The organism is Psychrobacillus sp. FSL K6-4046 (genome assembly GCF_038624605.1).
Lineage (GTDB): Bacteria > Bacillota > Bacilli > Bacillales_A > Planococcaceae > Psychrobacillus.
Map to the genome: position 1 here is coordinate 1,063,699 of NZ_CP152020.1, position 21,464 is coordinate 1,085,162.

Annotated in this window: 23 protein-coding genes and 1 other RNA gene; 14 read left to right on the forward strand and 10 right to left on the reverse strand. The window is 36.3% G+C overall.

Features of this window, described 5'->3' with window-relative positions:
* The first annotated feature begins 256 nt into the window (after positions 1–256).
* Both MKY09_RS05150 and MKY09_RS05155 read left to right on the forward strand, forming a co-directional pair.
* A complete protein-coding gene (locus tag MKY09_RS05150; protein WP_342567758.1) occupies positions 257–400 on the forward strand; it encodes a hypothetical protein in 144 nt (47 codons plus the stop codon).
* 193 nt (positions 401–593) lie between these two features.
* Positions 594–1,046 carry a hypothetical protein gene (locus tag MKY09_RS05155; RefSeq protein WP_342567759.1) on the forward strand — a complete coding sequence of 151 codons (453 nt, stop codon included), beginning with the start codon at positions 594–596 and terminating at the stop codon, positions 1,044–1,046.
* Between the two features lie 34 nt (positions 1,047–1,080).
* On the opposite strand, the gene MKY09_RS05160 is transcribed toward MKY09_RS05155, so the two are convergent.
* Positions 1,081–2,580 (reverse strand): hypothetical protein, encoded by a 1,500-nt coding sequence (locus MKY09_RS05160; protein WP_342567760.1) that lies wholly within the window; start codon positions 2,578–2,580, stop codon positions 1,081–1,083.
* Between the two features lie 194 nt (positions 2,581–2,774).
* Here MKY09_RS05160 and secG point away from each other — a divergent pair, with 194 nt between their 5' ends.
* The 5 genes from secG (at position 2,775) to ssrA (ending at position 7,224) form a co-directional block, all read left to right on the forward strand.
* Positions 2,775–3,002, forward strand: a complete 228-nt coding sequence (secG, locus tag MKY09_RS05165) for a preprotein translocase subunit SecG (RefSeq protein ID WP_169359958.1) — start codon at positions 2,775–2,777, stop codon at positions 3,000–3,002.
* Between the two features lie 143 nt (positions 3,003–3,145).
* Positions 3,146–3,892 carry a carboxylesterase gene (locus MKY09_RS05170; protein ID WP_298469003.1) on the forward strand — a complete coding sequence of 249 codons (747 nt, stop codon included), beginning with the start codon at positions 3,146–3,148 and terminating at the stop codon, positions 3,890–3,892.
* Between the two features lie 43 nt (positions 3,893–3,935).
* On the forward strand, positions 3,936–6,248 hold the full coding sequence (rnr, locus tag MKY09_RS05175) for a ribonuclease R (protein WP_342559816.1): 2,313 nt from the start codon (positions 3,936–3,938) through the stop codon (positions 6,246–6,248).
* 51 nt (positions 6,249–6,299) lie between these two features.
* Complete coding sequence (gene smpB, locus MKY09_RS05180) at positions 6,300–6,767, forward strand: SsrA-binding protein SmpB (protein ID WP_169359955.1); 468 nt, start codon at positions 6,300–6,302, stop codon at positions 6,765–6,767.
* A gap of 102 nt (positions 6,768–6,869) precedes the next feature.
* Positions 6,870–7,224: a transfer-messenger RNA gene (gene ssrA, locus MKY09_RS05185) on the forward strand.
* A 125-nt stretch (positions 7,225–7,349) separates the two neighbouring features.
* Here the strand turns inward: ssrA and MKY09_RS05190 are convergent.
* The 4 genes from MKY09_RS05190 to MKY09_RS05205 form a co-directional block, all read right to left on the reverse strand.
* Positions 7,350–8,522, reverse strand: coding sequence for a tyrosine-type recombinase/integrase (locus MKY09_RS05190; RefSeq protein WP_342567761.1), 1,173 nt, complete (start codon positions 8,520–8,522; stop codon positions 7,350–7,352).
* Between the two features lie 124 nt (positions 8,523–8,646).
* The gene (locus MKY09_RS05195; RefSeq protein ID WP_342567762.1) at positions 8,647–8,916 is read right to left on the reverse strand and encodes a helix-turn-helix domain-containing protein; all 270 of its coding nucleotides are present in this window, start codon (positions 8,914–8,916) and stop codon (positions 8,647–8,649) included.
* A 431-nt stretch (positions 8,917–9,347) separates the two neighbouring features.
* A complete protein-coding gene (locus MKY09_RS05200; RefSeq protein WP_342567763.1) occupies positions 9,348–9,584 on the reverse strand; it encodes a helix-turn-helix transcriptional regulator in 237 nt (78 codons plus the stop codon).
* 90 nt (positions 9,585–9,674) lie between these two features.
* Positions 9,675–9,848: a hypothetical protein gene (locus MKY09_RS05205; protein WP_342567764.1), complete on the reverse strand. Its 174-nt coding sequence runs from the start codon at positions 9,846–9,848 to the stop codon at positions 9,675–9,677.
* 125 nt (positions 9,849–9,973) lie between these two features.
* Between MKY09_RS05205 and MKY09_RS05210 the strand changes: the two genes are divergently transcribed.
* The 5 genes from MKY09_RS05210 (at position 9,974) to MKY09_RS05230 (ending at position 12,628) form a co-directional block, all read left to right on the forward strand.
* The gene (locus MKY09_RS05210; RefSeq protein WP_342567765.1) at positions 9,974–10,927 is read left to right on the forward strand and encodes a hypothetical protein; all 954 of its coding nucleotides are present in this window, start codon (positions 9,974–9,976) and stop codon (positions 10,925–10,927) included.
* A gap of 77 nt (positions 10,928–11,004) precedes the next feature.
* A complete protein-coding gene (locus MKY09_RS05215) occupies positions 11,005–11,136 on the forward strand; it encodes a hypothetical protein (RefSeq protein ID WP_342567766.1) in 132 nt (43 codons plus the stop codon).
* 366 nt (positions 11,137–11,502) lie between these two features.
* A complete protein-coding gene (locus MKY09_RS05220; protein ID WP_342567767.1) occupies positions 11,503–12,009 on the forward strand; it encodes a hypothetical protein in 507 nt (168 codons plus the stop codon).
* Entirely contained in the window at positions 11,993–12,235 is a 243-nt protein-coding gene (locus MKY09_RS05225) for a hypothetical protein (RefSeq protein ID WP_342567768.1), read from the forward strand. The genes MKY09_RS05220 and MKY09_RS05225 overlap by 17 nt, the downstream gene beginning before the upstream one ends.
* A gap of 36 nt (positions 12,236–12,271) precedes the next feature.
* Positions 12,272–12,628 (forward strand): XRE family transcriptional regulator, encoded by a 357-nt coding sequence (locus MKY09_RS05230; RefSeq protein ID WP_342567769.1) that lies wholly within the window; start codon positions 12,272–12,274, stop codon positions 12,626–12,628.
* 902 nt (positions 12,629–13,530) lie between these two features.
* Here MKY09_RS05230 and MKY09_RS05235 read toward each other — a convergent pair.
* Positions 13,531–14,142, reverse strand: a complete 612-nt coding sequence (locus MKY09_RS05235) for a zinc dependent phospholipase C family protein (protein ID WP_342567770.1) — start codon at positions 14,140–14,142, stop codon at positions 13,531–13,533.
* Between the two features lie 607 nt (positions 14,143–14,749).
* Between MKY09_RS05235 and MKY09_RS05240 the strand changes: the two genes are divergently transcribed.
* Both MKY09_RS05240 and MKY09_RS05245 read left to right on the forward strand, forming a co-directional pair.
* Positions 14,750–15,271 (forward strand): sigma-70 family RNA polymerase sigma factor, encoded by a 522-nt coding sequence (locus tag MKY09_RS05240; protein ID WP_342567771.1) that lies wholly within the window; start codon positions 14,750–14,752, stop codon positions 15,269–15,271.
* Positions 15,264–15,923, forward strand: coding sequence for a hypothetical protein (locus MKY09_RS05245; protein ID WP_342567772.1), 660 nt, complete (start codon positions 15,264–15,266; stop codon positions 15,921–15,923). Before MKY09_RS05240 ends, MKY09_RS05245 begins: the two co-directional genes overlap by 8 nt.
* Before the next feature lie 188 nt (positions 15,924–16,111).
* Here MKY09_RS05245 and MKY09_RS05250 read toward each other — a convergent pair whose 3' ends face one another.
* Genes MKY09_RS05250 through MKY09_RS05265 form a run of 4 tightly spaced genes read right to left on the reverse strand, consistent with a single transcriptional unit; the run spans position 16,112 to position 20,618 of the window.
* Positions 16,112–16,585, reverse strand: coding sequence for a hypothetical protein (locus MKY09_RS05250; protein ID WP_342567773.1), 474 nt, complete (start codon positions 16,583–16,585; stop codon positions 16,112–16,114).
* Positions 16,557–18,698: a site-specific integrase gene (locus MKY09_RS05255; RefSeq protein ID WP_342567774.1), complete on the reverse strand. Its 2,142-nt coding sequence runs from the start codon at positions 18,696–18,698 to the stop codon at positions 16,557–16,559. Before MKY09_RS05255 ends, MKY09_RS05250 begins: the two co-directional genes overlap by 29 nt.
* Positions 18,698–20,050 (reverse strand): site-specific integrase, encoded by a 1,353-nt coding sequence (locus MKY09_RS05260; protein ID WP_342567775.1) that lies wholly within the window; start codon positions 20,048–20,050, stop codon positions 18,698–18,700. Before MKY09_RS05260 ends, MKY09_RS05255 begins: the two co-directional genes overlap by 1 nt.
* A gap of 16 nt (positions 20,051–20,066) precedes the next feature.
* The gene (locus tag MKY09_RS05265; RefSeq protein ID WP_342567776.1) at positions 20,067–20,618 is read right to left on the reverse strand and encodes a helix-turn-helix domain-containing protein; all 552 of its coding nucleotides are present in this window, start codon (positions 20,616–20,618) and stop codon (positions 20,067–20,069) included.
* Between the last annotated feature and the right edge of the window lie 846 nt (positions 20,619–21,464).

The following is a 21,464-nucleotide window of genomic DNA, read 5'->3' on the forward strand; positions in this document are numbered from 1 at the left end:
AATGGAGCGAAGTGTTGCAGTAATGGGGCAAAGTGTTGCGCGAACCGGAGGAAGTATTGCGGGAAATAAAAGAGTTGCGGGAAATGAGGTAAGTGTTGCGCCAAAGGAGTGAAGTGTTGCAGAAATGGGGCAAAGTGTTGCGCGAACGGGAGGAAGTATTGCGGGAAATATAAGTGTTGCGGGAAATGAGGTAAGTGTTGCGCCAAAGGGGTGAAGTGTTGCAGAAACGGGGCAAAGTGTTGCGCAAAAAGGGAGGATGCATCGGCAACTTGGAGAACCTTGCGGAGACGGAGCGGAACCTTGCACAGATGAATTGAAACCTTGCGGAGACCGAGAAGAACCTTGCGGAGATGAAGCCAAACCTTGCGGAAAGCCTAAATCCCGTCCAAATACGGAGTAAATCCCACTCCCACTCTCCTCATCAAAATCTCTTATATACTTCCATACGCTAATTTAGTATTATTTAACAAATTAGAGTTATAAATAGGAGAGTGAAAGCTATAAAAAAGCTTCTCATTGCGAGTACCTTATTTGCCTTCTTTATCGTTTATGTAATTTACAATTGGAGCCAGGATCCCACGGAGGAAGATGTCTTGCGGAACACGAAAAATTGGTCGTCGAGCGTGGAAGAGGTTTACGGTATTATACAGCAAGATGGTGAGTGGTTAGCGTTTTATAGGATTCCGCATTCTATCACGGTCGTCGCTAGGCTAAAGCAAAATTGGATGGGTACATGGAAGATGATTAATTACTCCGGGCAAAGAGGGGTTATAGCAAGTGTGGGTGAGATTCTTTCAGAAACAGATGACCTAATTCCTTGGCAAGCAAGCGGATATGAAAATGGGTACATTCTTCTCATGTCCATAGAAGATCCTCTCATTGATGATTTAGTGATAACAGCTAATGGAAAGATATATAATAATATTTCTTTTATAGAATTCGATGAAAAGAAATTTGTTTTATTAGACGTAAAAGGTACTTGGAATTCCTTTTCCTATCAGGCTATTTCAAAGGATGGAGAGGTCATAGTAGCCTATCCAAAGTAAAAGAGAGCAGGAATCCACTCCTGCTCTCTTTCTATTAAAATATATAAGGTCCGACCAAGAAAAATAGGACGGCTAGATTCATAAAGGTCGCGTATATTACCATATACGTGTAATCATCTTCTTCCGGCTTATATCGGGCAAGAAGTAATGGTACGGTCGACAGCAAGCTTCCGGCGATCAATAAAACAACGAAATGCCAGCTTTCTGTAATGAAAGGGATGTTCGCAATTGTTGTCTCGACCTTCGTGAAGCGATATAGGAAGAAAATCTGTAATATCAACAAAGATACGACATGAATGATAAATCCAAGCGTATACGTTCTTTCAAATCTAAAACGATTTAAAACCGCTGTACTTATATACGAGATCGCAAAGGCTAGGATGATCCAGGCGAAGCCGAACAGGACGAGCATTAAGCCGTTAAAGGATTTGCTGAACTGGGTGTAGGCTGCCTGCTTGTAGTCCTCTTTTGCGATTTGTTTACTTTCCTCTATTTTACTAGGTTCAGAGGAGGTATAAACTAATTCCCTTTGAGAGCCGTTCATTTCTAGAAAAGCGACCTCGTCTTTATTGAGGATCACTGGACGCTCGTATCTTGTACCTGCCTTCGTTAAGGAGGTGGCAAGCACTTTACCGCCAGCTAGCTCACCGAGGAATACTTGGTTTTTATTGCCGGCACGGGTCGCGGTAAAGGCGATTAGCGTTTGTCCGTCCTGCTGAAACAGCGTGGCGTGCGTAATGTCATCTAGTGTGCGACCGTCCTGCTCGTGATGGAACGATAGCTTCGACAGCTGGATGGCTTGGTTTGGTGACAGGTCAAAGGCAGCTTGTTGGATGACCTTTGTCTTCGCACCACCGGAAACCATGGTTGTATCCATGAGCAGCAGGAATGCTCCTGGGTACTGCTCGATCATTTGAATAGAGGATACTAGACTTGCGGTGCTCGTTAGCTTGAACAGCTGAACCGGCTCGTTTGCTAGATGATAGACGGCGAAGCGATCTCCTTGGCTTTCCTTTGTAATGGCCAATATGTGATCCCCGATAATTTTTACATCGTAGATGGGCTCGGCCACTTCGTAAGACTTCTCCTGTCCGTTATCCAAAACGGTTAGCTGGTGGTCCTTTGTCCAATAGACAAGCACATCCCCAGATTTCACGAAGTTTTGTACGTCCTGAGCGATTTCCGTGTCGTCATGCATTAACATATAATTTTTAATAAAATAAGATTCCGCCTCGTTGCTCCAGACATTCGTGCTTGAGCTAGATAAAGCGAGGTTACGAGACTCCTTACAATTCAAATCTAAATCACAGGAGAGAATAGCCTGCTCCTTGAAGTTTCGAAGCGTGATCACATAGCCATTTTCCTCGTTCAAAACTTGAAAGCTGGAATAATTGTGTGCAGGAGTTTCCACAGAAAAGGTTCTGCTCCAATTGTCCGATGGTAGTCTCGTTTCTTCCTTTAATGTAAACCAATACACGATAGCGATTAACGCTACTAGGATAATGCTTGTCATAGCAAATAATTTTTTGTTCACGATTAATCTTTCCCATTCTCTATGTATTTGACAATATAAACCATTAAATCTTTCTTATTTCATTTTAACGCTAGATTATGAGAAAATATATGATATTATTTAGATAACTACTTTAAAGTTGATAGACTGTTGTCAGTTCTATTTAAATTTGGTAAAATTATATTGTTGTGATGTTCTAATCGGGAGGTGTAACAATGAATACATTATTAATGACATTATTAATCATCGTCTCGCTTGCTTTGATCGTAGTAGTATTATTACAATCAGGGAAAAGTGCTGGGCTATCAGGAGCCATCTCCGGGGGAGCTGAACAACTCTTTGGAAAACAGAAAGCTCGTGGTATGGATTTGATCTTACATAGAGCGACTATCGTGCTTGCTGTATTATTCTTCGTATTAACGATAGCTGTTACTAAATTTTAAAAAACGAATGTATACGCCTAACCATACTTTCAAATGGTTAGGCGTTTTCTTTTATATTTGGGCATACATAAGATAAAATTAATAAGGGAAAGGTATATACTAGTAAAATAGCAGTGTTGATGGAAACAGGAGGTTTTATTGGAATGCGCATCACAACACCAAAACCGTTCTTCTTTGAGGCTGGAAAGCGAGCGGTATTATTATTACATGGATTCACGGGAAATTCGTCAGACGTTCGAATGCTTGGACGTTTTTTAGAAAAGAATGGCTACACCTCACTTGCGCCGCACTATAAGGGACACGGTGTGCCGCCAGAGGAGCTGCTCGAAACAGGTCCGAAAGACTGGTGGAAGGACGTCATGAAGGCATACGACCGCTTAAAGGCAGCTGGCTATGACGAGATTGCGGTAGCCGGATTATCGCTTGGAGGCGTATTTTCGTTGAAATTGGGGTATACAGTGCCTGTAAAGGGAATCGTAACGATGTGCTCACCGATGACAATGAAAACGACGGACGTTATGTTCGAGGGCGTCATAAAATATGCCAAGGAATACAAGAAATATGAAGGTAAAAGCGACGAGCAAATAGAAGAAGAAGTAGAGAAGATTCGCCAAAACCCGATGCAGACATTGGGCGAGCTGCGTGAATTCGTCTACGAGGTCCGCGATCATGTGGATCATATATATGCTCCGCTTCTCGTGACACAGGGCAAAAAGGACTCGGTGATTGATATAAACTCTGCGAACTATATTTACGAGCAGTCAGAATCACTAGAGAAAAAGCTGAACTGGTACGAGGAATCTGGCCACGTTATTACGCTAGGACCAGAAAAGGAAACGCTACATGAAGATATATTAAACTTTTTAGAATCGCTGGATTGGAATGTGTAAAATAGGCCATTTCCGCACACGCTGAAAAGGGAGGGATGTTTAGATGGAAAATATGAAAGAACAATTATTAGAATTAATGAATTCAGAAGAATATAAACCGATGACCACGAAGGAGCTAGAGGACCATTTTGAAATGACCGAGGCCGACGACTTCAAGGAGCTAGTCAAAACGCTAGTGTCCATGGAGGACGCTGGAGCAGTTGTCCGTTCACGATCTAATCGTTATGGTGTCCCATCTCGCATGAATTTAATCGTCGGGAGCTTCATCGGTCACGCAAAAGGCTTCGGCTTTGTGACACCGGAGGAAAGTGGAATGGATGATATTTTTATTCCCCCTACGGAAATTAACGGAGCAGTAAACGGTGACAAGGTGCTTGTACGCGTATCGAAGGAATCATCTGGAGACCGCAGAGAAGGTACGATCATCAAAATCACGCAGCGTGGAATGTCTCAGGTTGTCGGAACGTTCCAGGACAATAAAGGCTTCGGCTTCGTAATACCGGATGACAAGAAAGTGCCAATGGACGTATTCGTCGCTAAAGGCGACACATTAGGTGCAGTAGACGGTCACAAGGTAGTCGTAGAAATCACGGACTGGCCGAATGAAAGAAAGTCTGCAACAGGAATCGTAACGAAAATTCTTGGTCACAAAAATGATCCGGGTGTCGATATTCTATCGATTATCTACAAGCACGGAATCACAATCGACTTCCCGAAAGAGGTAATCGACCAAGCAGAAGCGGTGCCGGACCAAATCGCAGAAGGTGATTTAGAAGGACGCAGAGATCTTCGCGATGAAGTGATTGTGACGATTGATGGAGCAGACGCGAAGGACTTGGATGATGCAGTTACCGTAACGAAGCTGCCTGACGGTACATATAAGCTTGGCGTACATATTGCAGACGTAAGCCACTATGTAACAGAGGGATCAGCGCTTGACCGCGAGGCATATGACCGCGGAACGAGTGTGTATTTAACAGACCGTGTTATTCCAATGATTCCACACCGTCTATCGAATGGTATTTGTTCATTGAATCCACAGGTCGATCGTTTAACGCTTTCATGTGAAATGATCATCAACGGCTCTGGTATGGTGACATCCCATGAGATTTTCCAAAGTGTGATCCGCACAACGGAGCGAATGACTTACTCAGACGTTTATAAAATTTTAGAAGAAAAAGATGAGGACTTAATCGAGCGCTATAAGGACCTTGTGCCAATGTTCGAGAACATGGCAGAGCTTGCAGCAGTGCTTAGAAAGAAACGCGAGGAACGCGGAGCAATCGATTTTGACTTCCCAGAGGCTAAAATTTTAGTAGATGACGATGGCTGGCCAACAGAGGTCGCTATTCGCGAGCGTACGGTGGCTGAGAAGCTAATCGAGGAATTCATGCTAGCTGCCAATGAAACCGTTGCAGAGCACTTTAAATGGATGGATGTGCCGTTCATTTACCGTATCCATGAAGATCCTAAGCCAGAAAAGCTTCAGCGTTTCTTCGGCTTCCTAACGAACTTCGGCTTAGTTGTAAAAGGAACCGGCAATGACATTCACCCGAAAGCACTTCAAGAAATCATTGAAAGCATCGAGGGAATGCCAGAGGAGCCAGTTATCTCGACGATGCTTCTTCGCTCTTTACAGCAGGCAAAATATTACGGAGAATGTCTAGGTCACTTTGGTTTATCGACCGAGTTCTATACACATTTCACCTCTCCGATCCGTCGTTACCCTGACTTGATCGTACACCGTCTGATCCGTACGTATTTAGTGAATGGGGATGTTTCATCCGCAACGGTTAACCATTGGGGTGCGATCATCGATGACATCGCAGAGCATACATCCAAACGCGAGCGCCGCGCAGTAGATGCAGAGCGTGACACGGATGCACTGAAAAAAGCGCAATACATGGCTGATAAAATCGGTGAGGAATTCGAGGGTATCGTGAGCTCAGTTACGAACTTCGGTATGTTCATCGAGCTTCCAAATACGATTGAGGGTCTTGTCCATGTAACGAACATGACAGACGACTACTATCGCTTTGACGACCGTCAAATGATGATGATCGGGGAGCGCTCTGGTAAGCAGTTCCGTATCGGTGACGAGGTGACGGTAAAAGTCTCTGGCGTAAAACCAGAGGAAGCTGCCATCGACTTCGAGGTAGTCGGCATGAAGAAAGCGTTTGGCCGTAGCACGCGTAAGGAAAGCCCTAAGGTCATCCATGCATCGAAAAAAGGCTCTGGCAAGGATAGAAAAGACAAATCACAGCCAGGACCGAAAAAAGGACCAAATCAGAAAAAGAAATTCTACGAGGGCGTTGCGAAGAAATCTCAAAAACGCAAGCGACCAAAGAAAAAATAAAGAGGGAGCGGCCTAGGTCGCTCCACCTAGCTTTAGACAGGGGTGAATAGAATGGCAAAAAAGCATGACGACAAGCCACTAGCACAAAACAAGAAGGCCAATCATGACTATTTTATCGAGGAAACAATCGAGGCGGGTATCGTCCTACAAGGGACCGAGATCAAATCCATTCGTAACGGGAAGGTGCAGCTAAAGGACGCATTCGTGCGCATCCGCAACAACGAGGCGTGGATCTCCAACATGCACATCAGCCCATACGAGCAGGGTAACCGCTTCAACCACGATCCGCTGCGTTCTCGCAAGCTATTGCTACACAAGAAGCAAATCAGTTCGCTGATCGGCGAAACAAAACGTGAGGGCTTCACCATCGTACCGCTCAAGATGTACTTGAAGAACGGCTACGCGAAGGTACTAATCGGCATCGGTAAAGGGAAAAAGGATTACGACAAGCGCGACACATTAAAGAAAAAAGAAGCAAAACGAGACATCGAACGAGCATTCAAGGATGCACAACGCTAAGGCACTTCCTCGTTATCTGGAGTGGAAGTACGTACCACTTGAATTTTGACCTAATTTGATGTATAGTTATCAATGTAACGAAGCTTACATTATTCCATAAACGGGGACGTTATGGATTCGACAGGGATAGTCTAAGCTTGAGTTGCGCGTCAGAGGCTCGGCTCTGTAAAAACGGACCTTATAATAACAGGCAAAACAAACAACAACTTAGCATTCGCAGCGTAAGCTCGGATCTGCTTTATCTATCCATCGCCCATGTGGCTAGGTAGAGCTCACTCTTAGTGGGATACAGTTGGCAGTGCCACTTGAGCTGTCAGCAAGAGATTTCCAAGTTAGCGTACAGGACGCCCGCTTATCGGCATAATGCTACGCGAAACTTCAAATAGGTAAGATACACGCGTAGAAGCTTAAGTGTTAGAGTTTCTGGACGCGGGTTCAAATCCCGCCGTCTCCATATATCAATTTCATTGAGTTTCAATGAACGTCAAAACCCTTGGTAATCAAGGGTTTTTTCTTTTTGTATATTCATATAATTTTAATGAATATCAATCGAACGTAGTTTAAAACGTTGTTATCTACAAACTATATTTCAATATAGTTTGCGAACTTTTGTATTGCTCCTTCTTTTGCTGCTTTGGTAACATGAGCATAAATGTTCATTGTGGTTTTTACATCAGTATGTCCTAAACGATCTTGTACTTCCTTCAAACTAGCACCTGCTTCAAATAATAATGAACAATGTGTATGGCGTAAACCATGCGTTGTGATTGTGCCTAGCTTATATTTATCCTGTACTTGCACAATCCATTTACGAATTTTTGTAAGTTGTATGTGTTCGTTACGTTCATTACTAAATACAAGTTGCTTTGGTTGCATTGTATTGAAGCCAAGTATTAAATAATCTTGTTTTTGCTTCTTCTTCCACTCTTTTAAAATAGCCATTGTCTTGTCGTCCATTTTAATTGTACGGGCAATACCTGTTTTCGTAGATTTAACATATAGTCGGTTATCTTTACCAAGTGAGAGAGCCTTGTTAATGCGTAATTCGTTTGTTGTGAAGTCTAGGTCATTCCATGTAAGAGCCAAGGCTTCGCCCCTACGCATTCCACTGAAAGCGAGTAAGCGGAAAAGGACATACGCTTTTTGATTACTATCACGTTCTAAGCATGCTAGGAACTCAATAAGCTGCTCCCGTGTGTAGAAGTTTTCCACTTTATCTTCATCTCCTCCTTTAGCCTTTTTAGAAGTATTAGTGGGTAAGTCTACAAGTGCAAACGGATTCGTTTGTATATAGTCCCGCTTAATTGCAAAGTCTAGCACTTTAGCAGCATAAGATTTTAACATGCGATACTTCTTTAACTTCGTTGCCCATTCATCCACATGTTTTTGACATACATCTACATGTATCTTTGCAATTTTATAACTACCCATTTTAGGTAAAATATGATTTTTAAAAAGGCCAATAGTTTTTACATATGTGCTTTCTTCTACAGTCTTTTCATATTGCTTTACCCACAAGTCGTATACTTCTTGGTATGTTTCCGCACGTTGTTGTTGGTATGTGCCATTTGAAACTTCTAGCTTAATGCGAGCTAATGCTAACTCAGCTTCCCTACGTGTTTTAAAGCCACTCCTTGATGAACGCATTTGTTCACCGGTTAGTGGATTAACACCTAAATATGTTGGAAACTTGTATCGTGTCTCACCATTTTTCATTTTGTAGCTTTTGATAGGTGATACTTTTTTCTTTGCCATGTCAATTCCTCCTATTTGTTGTGGGGACAAAAATAAAAGGAGAGGTATTCCTCTAGGGTTATTATAAATGATTCTTTGTGTTATATAAACTACTCCATAGATGATTACTCTCCAACTCAATTATCTAAAAACTATTTTTTTCTAAAAAATTATCAATTTCCTTCCGAGATACTCTTTTGATGCCCTCTACATGGGATACTTTTAACCCTAATAGCCTGAATTTTGAAAAAGTATTATTAGACACACCAGCATATTTAGCAGCTTCGGCTAGAGTCATCCATTCTCTAATTGGTTCGTTATCTTTCGGAAAATGAGACTTTTGGTTTGCAAAACTCATGATTAATTCTTCCATTTTGTTAATACTTTCGATTATGTGATCTTCAATGCCATTCATTAAAACCTCTCCTTTTAATTTATATTTGGTTTATCTAAATTCTTACGGTGTGCGATTCAACCAGCGTAATCTTATGCTAAATTTCATTCATGAATCTATAATAAAAGAACTGATTCACCAGAAGTAAGAAAAGCTGTTGAAGCCTGTTTGAATCTGTACGAGCAACTGGGCCCTACTACAAGAATAAAAGAAAGCAAGTCTTGTAAGTAGAAAAAGTGGGCGAACCCTGTTTGACCCTGTACTAGCAACTTGGTCAATATAAGAATAAAGGAAAGCAAGCCTTGAAAGTGTAAAAAACGGTCGTACCCTGTCTGACCTCAATTACCAATAAACTTTATATTTGTACCTTAGGGAGCGAAAGAATATGTAAATAAACAAAAAGCAGCTTCTAATATAATAGAAGCTACTTTTTGTTTATGTTATTAATCTAACTATTTAAAGAATTTAATTATATCCAGTACTTGTGTATCTGATAAATCTAATGCATAACAAACTTTTGAGAAAGTGATTATTCCAATATTATTAATGAGATTGTTTTCTATACGAACCAAATAAGGTGCTGTAACATCAATCGCTTCCGCTAGTTCTTTGATTGACATCCCTTTTTTTGTTCTGGCTATTTTTAAGTTTCCTCCCAAAGTTCGTACTATCTGATTTTCTTCTAACATCGAAATCCCCCTTATTAATTGCGATAAATCGCTCCTTTTTAATTGAACAATATATGCTAAGCATCTTTTACTAGAATTATTCAAAATATGTTAGCTGTTAAGAAATAAACCAATAAATTCTTTAGTAGAGGAAGTTCGTTGAAATACTTTATGTATTACTTCTCCTACTTTCTTAGGAATGGAATTATTTAAGTACGTATTGTATAGCATCATGTAATTAAACATTTGTAGAGGTGACGATGGAAGAGAGTTAGCAATTTTCATGATTGACTAAGATCTCCTCTTTGAAAGAAATAAATATAGCTCTTATAAAGACGACTTTTATTTCTAAAACCATTGATAATACAGTAGATTTTAGCATTTGTACACAAAATAAGAGGGGGAAATAGATGATGATACATACAGCTCATTTATTCATAGAATTAACACCAGAACATGTATATCATAAAGATAGCAATCACGGGAAATGGATGTCCTTTAACCAAATTATGAAACTAAACAATTTTATCGGTATTTCTGCTAGACAGTACAAATCACATGGTGTTTATAGGTGTAGTATAATTATTGATGTAACTAAAATATTAAATAGTGGTTTTATCGTGGAAGCAGATTATTGGCGAATTAAACGCTTTGTAAAGTTATCATTAAAAATGGTGTATGGGGACGAATCACTTTATGACCATCATAATTTAATCAGAATAGATTATAGGATTGATAGAAAAGTCCCTAAAGCCATTGACAGAGAATTATATTTACTTCTATATAATAAAACTAAAAGTAATTTCAAACGACTAAAAAAACAAAATAACTACAAAACTACCATTTATCATTCCTGTAAAAGTATTCAGACAACTATTTATGACAAAAATGAACATTGTAAATACCAAAATAGAGAGCCGATGGAATGGGAACGTGACATGATCAGATTTGAAATTCGTTTAAAAAATCCGCATATTTATAATAGGGTTAAAGGGACTGGGGAAATTAAATGTTTATATTCTTTTTTTAAGATAGATGTCTTTCAAGAGTATGTTCAAAAGTATTTACTACAAATATTCCCATCAGGGGACTTTTATTGTTATGATTTGGCGGAAGAGTTGATAAGTTCAAGCAAATACAGTTTAACAGTTAGGAGACGATTGAAACATTTTTTGGGAAAAGTGTCCAAAGGAAATTTAGATACTCCGTTAAATAAATTTTACCCTGACTCAATTAAAAAAGATGCGTATAATAAGAGACTTCAGAATTTCAAAGAATTAAATTTAAACCCGATCACTATTCCTCAAGCTTATAAGATTGATAAATTGCCAAGTTTATTAGACATAACATGTTTACAAATGTAATAGAAAATCAAGGGTAAATGGATTCTATGGTAATGCGTATAAATGAAGAGGAAAAGAAAATATAGGAGGAAAAGTGAATGAAAAAAGATGGAAAACTGAATTTGCCAACTTCAAAAAGAATTACGAAAATCACTAGCCCTTCAAGGTTGAGTAAAAGAAACAAAGAGTTGTTAGCCAAAATAGAACAATGGAAAAAGCAATTTGGTTAAAGAAACGAACTAGTAGCAACTATGTTTTAACTTCAAAGTATAGTTAAGATTCCAATAAGCTATTATAAAGCCGATTTTAATTTAGATTTCGGCTGTTCGATGATTGACTCATAATCGACATTCTAACTAGGCAAACAATGTAATACTTTTGCTAATAAGATTGAATTATAAATTAGTTCTAACAATTTTAATTATAAAGGCTTTTTTTAACTCCTTGCATAATGTTGATAAAAGTTTTACGATATAATAATAACATAACAATAATTCTTGAAGTCCATTGACTATGGGTAACGATGTTTTAAAAAAAAAAACATTTTGTTACCTATAGTCAATGGCTTTTTTTATTGTCAAAAAAGGAGTGTAAATATGGATGTCTATACAAAAAGTAATTTGATTTATTGGGGGGGGGATGCAAAGGATTATGGCGTAGCAGTTGTAATAGAGTTTCCCTATATAGACCAGGATGTATATAGGCATTTACTGAAGGAGTTAAGAATGTCCAATTTCTTACTATTACAAAAGGATCAAATGTTATTTGACGGGTGGATAGGGCCAGCGAAAAATTTTTGGATAACTCAAGAGAGTTCTTTGAACACGTTAAGAGTAACCTCTGAAAGAGGTTTTAGCTTTATCTCTAATGATTTTACCCTAGAAGGTACTATAACAAGAGATAACTTAAATACAGAGCTTACAACAATCAGTTTTTATGGACTTAATCTAGATGATTCAATACTACAAGTGGTTTTGGTTTTCAAAGCTAGAAATAAAGATGTCAATGCTAACTGCTTTATATTTCCTATTACTGAAGTTGTACAAGGTCAATATAGATTTTTACCTATAAATGATGAAAGTTTGGATGGTAATGATTACTAACATCGAAAGAAAGGATTTCATTAAGGGTATTCCGGAGTTAACCAAAAGAATTTTTGAAGATGAAAGTGAAAGTTATTTACTTGCTAAAGTTCTAATGACTTTTTTGGACAAAACGATTAATAAAGACCTTCAAAATTGGGAAATGAATTGGTCAAATGATGAAGAAAATATGAAAGAGAATTTTTCCAGATGCCTTTACATAATGGCAACTTCTAATTTGGATTAGATTAAAAGCATCATAAAAGATTAGGGAGGTATTCAATTGACTTTATATCCTTATCAAATTCGAAAAGAAATTGGACAAAACATGTTATCTTATATTCGTTGCAAGGGATATACGTTAACATCAATTTCAAGAATATCTGGCATATCAGCATCTACTTTACACTTTATTATAGAAGGCAAAATGTCTAAACATAATCACTATCATGAAAATATGAGAAAAATAACAGAATCTCTCAATTTACCGTTAACCTTCTTTTTAGAACCTCCAACCATGAATAGAGAGAGATGGCAAATTACAACTAAATCTTCTTCAACTAAAAGAAGTGAATTGGCCCAGACCTTATTGAATGACTTGGATGAGTTGCTTAGTATTGCTGCGTTCTACATTAAGTAAATGGTAATTACTATTTGAAAATCAGGAACCCTTTCAGAATTGATAATCTATTTTAAAGGCCTAAGAATCACTTAGAAACGATTTTATAATTTTTCGAATTGAGGAATCCGTAACGGTTTCCTCTTTTAATTTGAAATTGTTTGTAGTATATTTACACTTGCATTTAACTAAAATTCACTTAAATTCAAAAAAAGTATGAAAAAAAAGTATGAAAGTACAAAATGTTCAAGAAAAACAGAAGAAAAGAGCAAAAAGATTGGAGTTAAAATTCAGGCGAAAGCTCCTTTTGATAGTAAAACTCACTATTTTGTTTCTCATACTTGCATACTCTAAACTCTCTCACATTCCTGTTTGGCCTAACTTTAAATTATATAACATAAAATACCCCATACGTGAGTCCACATATTTTTAAGATTATCATAGAAGCGAATATCTCCCTAACAAAACTGTCCATTTGTAAAGTAAATAAGTTTAAATTAGTATGCTAATATAGAGTATCTGTGTGCCAATTGTATTGCTGGAGAGTGGAGACAATAATGAGTAAACCTTTAGGTAATTCACTATGCTATAATTAAAAAGAGCGGCGAATCTCAATAACAGTGAAATCAAACATTACAAGAAAAACCCTCTCTATGTCACCAGTTTTATTAAAAGTCAAATAAATAATTATAAGACTCTATAACTAAATAATTTAATGTAATGTCACACATTATATAGGTTAAAAGGAAAGGATAGATGAACAGGAGAATATACCTGTATACATCTATCCTTTTGTACAACATATGACCTCATTTACTACAACAACAAAATGTTTACCACAACAGCTTTTCCATATGCTTCTTCAACTAAAGCAACCCTTTAGTAAAACATCTTATTCGTTGAAAATTATATTTAAAAAGATATTAAGTAAGTAAAGGTTTTATATTTGATAAACCCATATCAACTGATGTCTCTATATAACCAACTATCTGATTAAACGTAAAAACATCAAGTTTTTCATTTATAACTTCCTTATCATATTCCATATCGCTTAAAATATAAGGAACGAATTTTTTTACCTCTTCAGACCTAACTTCTTCCAAATCTAAGATTGTAGGAAACTTACTAAGGGTTTTTCTTAATTCATCGGTAAAACCATAGTATTCTAATAATTTTCCATTAAGTAATCGGAAATCATTATGATATAAATTAAGTATTTTTTTATTTTCTTCCATCCTGTTTTTCAACCAAGGAAGATAAAAACCTTTTAGCCAAATATCATCAGCGATTAAATGTGTAAAATATCCTAAAATATATAGATTTTCTACTTGTGAACTATATTTATGCAAAAACCCTTTATAATCAACGCTTCTTGAATAATCTTGTACCTCACCTTTAAAAAAATGTGATAAGTCTTTATTAGTGGAAACAGCATCTGCTGCAATGCCTCCAAGTAAAAATGAAGTTCTATCTTCTATTAATAGACTCTCTGCAATTCTATTAGCAATTACCAAGTGCATTATTCTTGAACCCAATATTTACTCACCCTTTAAGTATTATTTTTTAACTTATATATATCTTCTATAAATTCTGGAGAATTCCTTCTTCAACTAATGCCCCGTTAGCCATCCATGCAGAAAAAAAAGCTGCACCGCAGAGGATAAAAATTGTTTCAGAACGGATATAGATTAGTATGGCTGCCGAAGAAGGTTGATGAACTATGGTGCCTTAGAGCCCTTCCGTTAGTCTGACTCCAACGATCACGGTGCATCACAGACTGTCGCACTCAATACGAGTAGCACTCATGGGAGATTAATTCTACTCTGGTTATTGCACCAGCCTGCCTTAATTCTAACAAGAATGGAGTTGGTTCCTGTTTTAACTTTCAGCTTAATATAACCAATCTGAAGGCTCAGCCTTTTTTTAAAAAAACTTTTTCTGAGTCTTTTTTTGCAATTATATAGATTTGGAGCGTTTTTTAATTTTCATGGGAGTTGAAGAAGGTAACTACGTTATAACACCTGATTTTCAAGTATTCAATATTTCTGGGTAAATTCTGTTAAGTTTTTCCTTCTCGAATATTTTTAGAAAAATCCAAACTTTAGTGATTTGGAAATCGTTTAATATATAAAGAAAGGAGTTGTGGTTTTGTCAAATATTAATGAACTAAAAGAATTAATGTTTCAATATACAGAGCCCTTAATACGTTTGGCTTATTACTACGTGAAGGACCTCCAAGCGGCTGAGGATATTGTACAAGAAGTATTCATCAAATTTTATCATAACCATCATTATGAAGAACGTGGTGAGTTAAAGTCATTTTTAACAAAAATGACTATTAATAAAAGCAAAGATTATTTAAAGAGCTGGACTTATAGAAAGGTCCGATTACAAAACAAATTATTTTCGCCAGCTGATAAAAGTAAATCAGACGAATTGGTCAGAAGAGACGAGCAAGGAATAATTGGAGAAGCAATCCTTACATTGCCCATAAAACAGCGAGAAGTTCTCATTTATTTTTATTTCAATGAAATGACTATTACGGAGGTTGCACATATTTTATCTATTCCAGAAGGGACAGTAAAAACTAGATTAAGGCGAGGCAAAGAACTATTAAGAAATCATCTGAAAGGAATAGAATGGGAGGTACTTTTAAATGAATAACTATATTCCTAATGAAGTCAAAGATTTAACTACAAATAAACAACGTGTAATGCGAAACGTAATTAATGAGATAGAAAATACTTCTAGAAGACCAAAACATAAATGGCGATTTGTAGTGATCACTGCTGTTTTAACAATAAGTGCAATACTCTTTGTCTTCAACCAAATACTAATAGAAAATGAACAACATTCTGCAACCGCAATACAACTGGATTTTACCAAACCTACATTCTCCGAAGATCAAGGTTTATTACATCTTCATGGTGTAACGTTAGGTGACTCAGAATCAAAAGTAATAGAACGCTTAGGTGAAAATTATACAATAGGTGACTACGAGGATGGCAGTGTCGCAGACTTCATATTGGATTATAATGGTATCGCGAGATTCTATTTTTATCAAGATAAATTAGATTCAATAATATTCATGAAAGTTGATAAAATTTACTTTGACAAATTATTTAATGATTACGATGGGTTTAAATTTCTAACTTCGACGACTAATAATGACCGTTATTTCTACTCCAAGGAGACTGGTCAGCTTTTAAAAGCAACGATTGTTCCAGACGGTAATCTATACTTATATCTAGTGCATGGTGGTAAAGACCTCTTGGAAAATCCGGATTTTCCAAAGATAGAACAGATTTTAAATTAGGTTTAAGAATAAAAAGTTAACGCTTGATAAAGTAAAGTTGATAAAAATAAGGAGGTTCCCTAAATAATGAGTACTTCCTTATTTATTTTAATTCTTTAAAAAACCTCAGATTAATTAAAAACCCTACCTAATTTTACATTAATTTCTTGTTAAACTAACCTGCTTCAATGAATTAGAGGTGGTATTACCTACTTAAACATTTCAAAATGTTTTGCCACCCATTTTGTATTATTTTCTACAATATATTTTTCCGCATTGATCAAGCGGTGTACGAGTTCTTTTTTTGATAACTTCATGTATTTTCTATGTGTGTTTTCCAAATTACGATTAGGTTTAATCTTCCGAAAATCAATTTCATCAGTAGTATCATTATAATTAGTTTTTTTGTTTTGACCACTAATTTTTTGCTTATACGTTTTGCTGTTTAGCTTGTAATATTCATACAACTGTTCGTTTGTCCTTATAGTATTGGAATGAATTCCTTTCCCTTCGGGATCAATTTCTTTTGATGTTTTGGCTACGTTTGAGTATGTTACTGATTCTCCATTCTTAATCAATAAATTAATCGCTTGTTTACCTAATTCAACCGAACGGTTACTACGTTTTTGATGACTTTCTCTTAGCCACGACCTATCATTTGTCGAATTTAATGTGTGGCTCATACTTTTCTTCCTCCCTATATTTCTCAATCTGTTCAATCTCTTTTAATTCATTTCGTGCGTGCTTACGCATTGCCTTTGCTTTCTTGACTTCTACTGGCAAGTTCATTGCAGTGAAACGTTTCTCCATGTCTTTTGATAGTTCTATTACTTCTTCTAATTCATGCTTCTTTTCAGGTTGTGGAATTTTGGCTTGGCAACCTAAACATTGCATTTTAGTAGGACATACAAAAGCTGTAACACACGTTCCACCTAAAACATTATTAAATACTCCAACTTGTTGTTTGTATTCTTCCAGTTCTTTTTCAAGTTCTTCAGGACTTCGCAAAACAGCTTCATCTAAGTCAACATAATCCGAGATAACATCGTGCAAATCACTGACGGATTGAGCAACTTGGCTTGGTGTAGGTTCTGAATAATATTCTGTAACTCCTGTATCACGTTGATGCAGAATCTTAGCTACAATGTCGATATGTAGCCCTTGTCGCTGAACAGCTTCGGTAGCGAACGCGTGGCGTAATAAATGTGTTTTAATTACAACTGGCTTGCCTTCCTGTGTTTCGAAGTTTAGTCCATGAAGTAAAAAGCGTAGACATGTCCAAACAGGAAATTTATTTAAAGATAGTTTATGATACTGGAAGAAATATGGTTTAGGTTCAGGAAATAGGTGGCTTCGTTCACCACGATATTTAACACTTGGTATTTTTTTAGTACCATAATGCTCCTTCAAAAGTTTTGCCACCAATTGAATTAACTTCATCGTTTGTTCACTAATATAAAAAGGTTCTACTTCATCTCGACCTTTTGGAATAGCGTAAAAGGAAAACTTTAATTTGTCCTCAACCTTAACTTTTCGGATACACTCTCTTGTATTACTTATTTGCAATAATTCATTTAGCCTTGCACCGGTTGTAGTAAAAATGTCTGCAGCTAATAAACCGAAGGTTGCAGCTGCATATAGTGGTTCTACTGTAAACAAAGTTCCTTCCGCTTTATGTTTGTTTCTAGAAACAAAGGTGCTTGATGTAAGTATCCCTTTATGTTGTGACTCAAAAGGTTTAGAATTCTCACTTAAACTTTCCTTTCCATATCCCCATGAATATAACAACTTACGTTTTTGTTTTATTTCTTCATCACTGGCATTTTGATTCCAACTTCCAATAACCCCTTTTTCAAAGAGTTCCAGAAACCAAAGACCTTCGGCTTCCTCGTCATCAATTGCTCGTTCAGCTTTTATAAACTCTACGAAGCATTGATTGTTTTCCTCTAAATAAGCACCTGTACGTTTATACGCTGATTTTAACGACGAAGCAGGGAACTGGTCTTGGTGATTCAAAACAAACGAAGACTTGTCCCACAGGCGAAAATAAAAGCGTTCTCCCACCCGTTCCGGTTCGTCATAGTGAAAATCTAAGGGAAGTTCACAATTTGTGGTTTTAACCTGTTCACATGCCTTTAAATAGGCTTGACGTAGTCTATTTAATTGATTCCAACGAAAATGTCCTTCTGCTCGGATTTGTGGAAGCAGAGGAACGATGGCATCTGTTTCACTCTTTCGAGTGTTTTTAGCCTGCTCCTTAGATGATTTTGTAAAAGAGAAATCACTTGAATCGTAAGATGGCATATGAAATAAGTATTGATCAAAATATGATTGTTGGTCACTGTTTAATTTTGATGTTATCCATTTCTTTGTAAAATAGGAAACTGACCTATACCGTGATAAAAAACTTGCTCTCATATCATCCGAATGTTCTTGAAAGATTGAGCCTTTTAGGTATTGATACATATCTGTTTCAACATTAAACTCTGCCATGTTGCTTAATTGAAATGCTTCGAACAAGTTCCTTAACCTTGCATTAACTGTATATATTAAATCTGTTATTGTTTTAACATCTGAATTTCTGTCAACATATACAAAAATCGAAAGCAAAAGATGATTCTTCCAAGGTTTGTCTATAACTAGGTTCGTATAATATTTTAAGTTTGTTTCATGAACTTTATCTAAAAAAAATGCTCCTCTTGTATCATGCAAATAAAGAAGTTGTTCATCAACTCGCCCCATTAATTGCTCATAAAATGGTGATTGTGGCTTATCTGTTAATACAGTCAGTGTCATCACTCCAATCCATCGAATAATTCTTGAATTTCGTCATCTACCTCAATCCCATCAAAGTTATTTTCTATGACTGTTAAGTTAGGTTTCTTTTTAAGCTTCTTTTTCTTTTGTTCCAAGTATTCTTGTTCTTGTTGAGCCATGCTCTCCAACATACCATCATGGGCTTTACGATGGCTTTCTTCGTCAAAGAAATGCTCGTAAACTTTAATAGTTTCTTCATCTTTCCACTTAATGTATTTAGTCAATTCATTCTTCTTTTGTTTGATCTCTGCTTCTGTGGTAGAAGTATTATAGATTTCACGTAATCTTGAAGTAACAAACCAATGTCTTGTTTTATGTGGATTTAGTTTAATCTCACATTCTTTCATCGCCTTATCCCAATGGTAATACCATGACTCATAAGTTAATGGAGAGCCGAGTTCAGTAAGGAATATCGTTGCTTCATCTGGCAAGGTATTAAAATTACGTTGTAATTCATCAAATTTCTTTCGTTCTGTATTGATATATTGCATAAGTAACTTGACCGTATCTTTGCTAAATCGAAGGAATTTCACCCTTTTTCCATGACTCCCCTTATTGAATGTATTGGCTTCCTGAAATGATTTTCGAGAACGATAGTCCCCAATCGTTAATTCAATAACTTCGGATACTCTTGCACCTGTTTCAAAAAGTAGACGAGCAATTACTATTTCTCTTAATGACCAATTTACTTTTTTTCCTGCTTGATAAACCTGATAAGGAAGGTGAATATCGCCAATGATTTCAGGTTGCCATTCTTCATTGATTAGTTTGAAATAAGAATCCGTTAATCTTCTATGCGTTGTGGTATCCTCTGTTCCTGCTTCTGATGGCATCCGAGGTTTATCTTTTCTGACACCTTCGGTATTACTCTTATAGTCATTTAAAATTGCATATGAATCTATTAGAGGATTTGAATACCTATATTGCTTTAAATGAATTAGAGATCTATAGAATGACTTTAAAGCTGAAAGAAAACGATTAACTGTATTCGGACTCTTATTTGTTCGATTTACAAATCGAAAAGTATCTTTTTCTCTTACTTTACAAGCCATTTCATCCATAAGGTAATCTTCAACAGCCATTCGTATAATGTCAGGTGAATCATCCCATTTAACTTGTTTTCCTTGAAAATTACTAAATTGATCCAACCATGTGAAAAAAGGAAGAAGGCATTGAACATACGAAAGGGCAGAACTTTTACTAATTCTCCCAATACAATCATGATAATGCTCCGTTAATGGCAGAAAAGGTTGGTTTTGTCTATCAAAAACTAATAATTCAAATCGACTTTTAACACTATCAGGACAATAATCATACCAATATTTAAACATAGACAACACCTACTTATTATTCTCGTTCTTCAAGCCAGTTATAAAAAGGAACAACCCTTGATTGTTGATTTTGCACAATAGTTTTTTGTTCATTATCTTGTTGAGTTAGCTCATAAAATCGCTTACTTTGTTCTTTTGGCAGTTTAATAGGCATTGAAGTAGGGCTCCAATTTTCTCGAATGGCTTTACGGATAAACCCGTCAGGGTTTTTAACCTTGGTAACTGATTGTTGCATAATCAGCAGTATATCTAAGGTTCTTTTTATTCCTACAACAGAAAGGATAGATAGAATTTCATCTGTAGGTGAATTAAGAGTAACAGCCTGATACGCTAATTTAACTAATTCTGTTTCATTAGAAACACTTTTCTTATTATCATTTTTTTTTTCAGGAATATTGATAGCGATGACATGATTTAGTTGCAATAAATCTAATTCAATAATCCTCCAACCTTCTTTGTCACTATTCCTGTATGAATTAGGTAGCTTACCTGATCGAATCCAACGTTTAATGGTTTCTTCATGTTTTCCTAAGAGATCAGCTACCTCTTTAACAGTGTACTCTTTCAATACCTACACCACCTTTAAGAGAGAATATTAATTAAGAATATACGTTCTTTTTTAGTGTAACTAAATGTTGTTGTATTTTCAACAATTTTCAGATTATTGTTATGGTAGTAAATGAGGTCATTTAAGAGGTCTACAAAATAAAAAAGTACACCACAAAAATATAAGTGATGTACAAATTATCATATACTGTGTGACATTAAAGTTAAGTTACTGTTCTAATAATAAAAATATACATTCACTTATCTTTAATTTTACAAAGTAAGAGGGTTTTTCTTATTTTTTCTTTACTATACAGGAGGTATGCCTTTCCGCTCCAACTCTAAATAACTAGGGGCTATTTACAGAGAAACAAAATAATAAATCCCTTTTTGTAAGTGTCACATGATTTCCTTATGTGTCCTGATAATATGGTGTAATATTAACCACAGTCTTAAACTTCTACATTCACATCAGTATGAAATAGTAGAAAAAGTTTGAGGAAAAAGGTCAAAAAGTGCTAAAAGTTCCAGTAATTCTGTGTAAAATAGCAAAAACATTGGAGGTTAAATTATGTTCAGACGGAATACGCCAAAAGACGTGCATAATTTCCCTATGTAAATAACATTAATAACCCCCCGACCGAGAGCACCCTATAATTCAAGTTTTAAAATTGTTACTCTTCATCTTTCCCATTCGATCAAGAAGAATAATCAGATAACTATAACTAAACAACAGAAAATACCCCCTCCGATGATGTACCCATATTTTGCTTTCGAAGTAAATCTCTCTTTAACACGCAGTTAGCACTTTATTTTCCACTAAAATCTCTATTTTTCATCCTATTTTCTTAAAAAGATTAAGGAAAGT

Bases quoted from the DNA above. Each gene is read 5' to 3' on its own strand.
- MKY09_RS05255 (WP_342567774.1), bottom strand. From the start codon at position 18,698: ATGACACTGACTGTATTAACAGATAAGCCACAATCACCATTTTATGAG.
- MKY09_RS05150 (WP_342567758.1), top strand. From the start codon at position 257: ATGCATCGGCAACTTGGAGAACCTTGCGGAGACGGAGCGGAACCTTGC.
- secG (WP_169359958.1), top strand. From the start codon at position 2,775: ATGAATACATTATTAATGACATTATTAATCATCGTCTCGCTTGCTTTG.
- MKY09_RS05170 (WP_298469003.1), top strand. From the start codon at position 3,146: ATGCGCATCACAACACCAAAACCGTTCTTCTTTGAGGCTGGAAAGCGA.
- MKY09_RS05260 (WP_342567775.1), bottom strand. From the start codon at position 20,050: ATGTTTAAATATTGGTATGATTATTGTCCTGATAGTGTTAAAAGTCGA.
- smpB (WP_169359955.1), top strand. From the start codon at position 6,300: ATGGCAAAAAAGCATGACGACAAGCCACTAGCACAAAACAAGAAGGCC.
- MKY09_RS05200 (WP_342567763.1), bottom strand. From the start codon at position 9,584: ATGTTAGAAGAAAATCAGATAGTACGAACTTTGGGAGGAAACTTAAAA.
- MKY09_RS05250 (WP_342567773.1), bottom strand. From the start codon at position 16,585: ATGAGCCACACATTAAATTCGACAAATGATAGGTCGTGGCTAAGAGAA.
- MKY09_RS05210 (WP_342567765.1), top strand. From the start codon at position 9,974: ATGATGATACATACAGCTCATTTATTCATAGAATTAACACCAGAACAT.
- MKY09_RS05225 (WP_342567768.1), top strand. From the start codon at position 11,993: ATGGTAATGATTACTAACATCGAAAGAAAGGATTTCATTAAGGGTATT.
- MKY09_RS05195 (WP_342567762.1), bottom strand. From the start codon at position 8,916: ATGAATGGCATTGAAGATCACATAATCGAAAGTATTAACAAAATGGAA.
- MKY09_RS05215 (WP_342567766.1), top strand. From the start codon at position 11,005: ATGAAAAAAGATGGAAAACTGAATTTGCCAACTTCAAAAAGAATTACG.
- rnr (WP_342559816.1), top strand. From the start codon at position 3,936: ATGGAAAATATGAAAGAACAATTATTAGAATTAATGAATTCAGAAGAA.
- MKY09_RS05205 (WP_342567764.1), bottom strand. From the start codon at position 9,848: ATGAAAATTGCTAACTCTCTTCCATCGTCACCTCTACAAATGTTTAAT.
- MKY09_RS05245 (WP_342567772.1), top strand. From the start codon at position 15,264: ATGAATAACTATATTCCTAATGAAGTCAAAGATTTAACTACAAATAAA.
- MKY09_RS05190 (WP_342567761.1), bottom strand. From the start codon at position 8,522: ATGGCAAAGAAAAAAGTATCACCTATCAAAAGCTACAAAATGAAAAAT.
- MKY09_RS05220 (WP_342567767.1), top strand. From the start codon at position 11,503: ATGGATGTCTATACAAAAAGTAATTTGATTTATTGGGGGGGGGATGCA.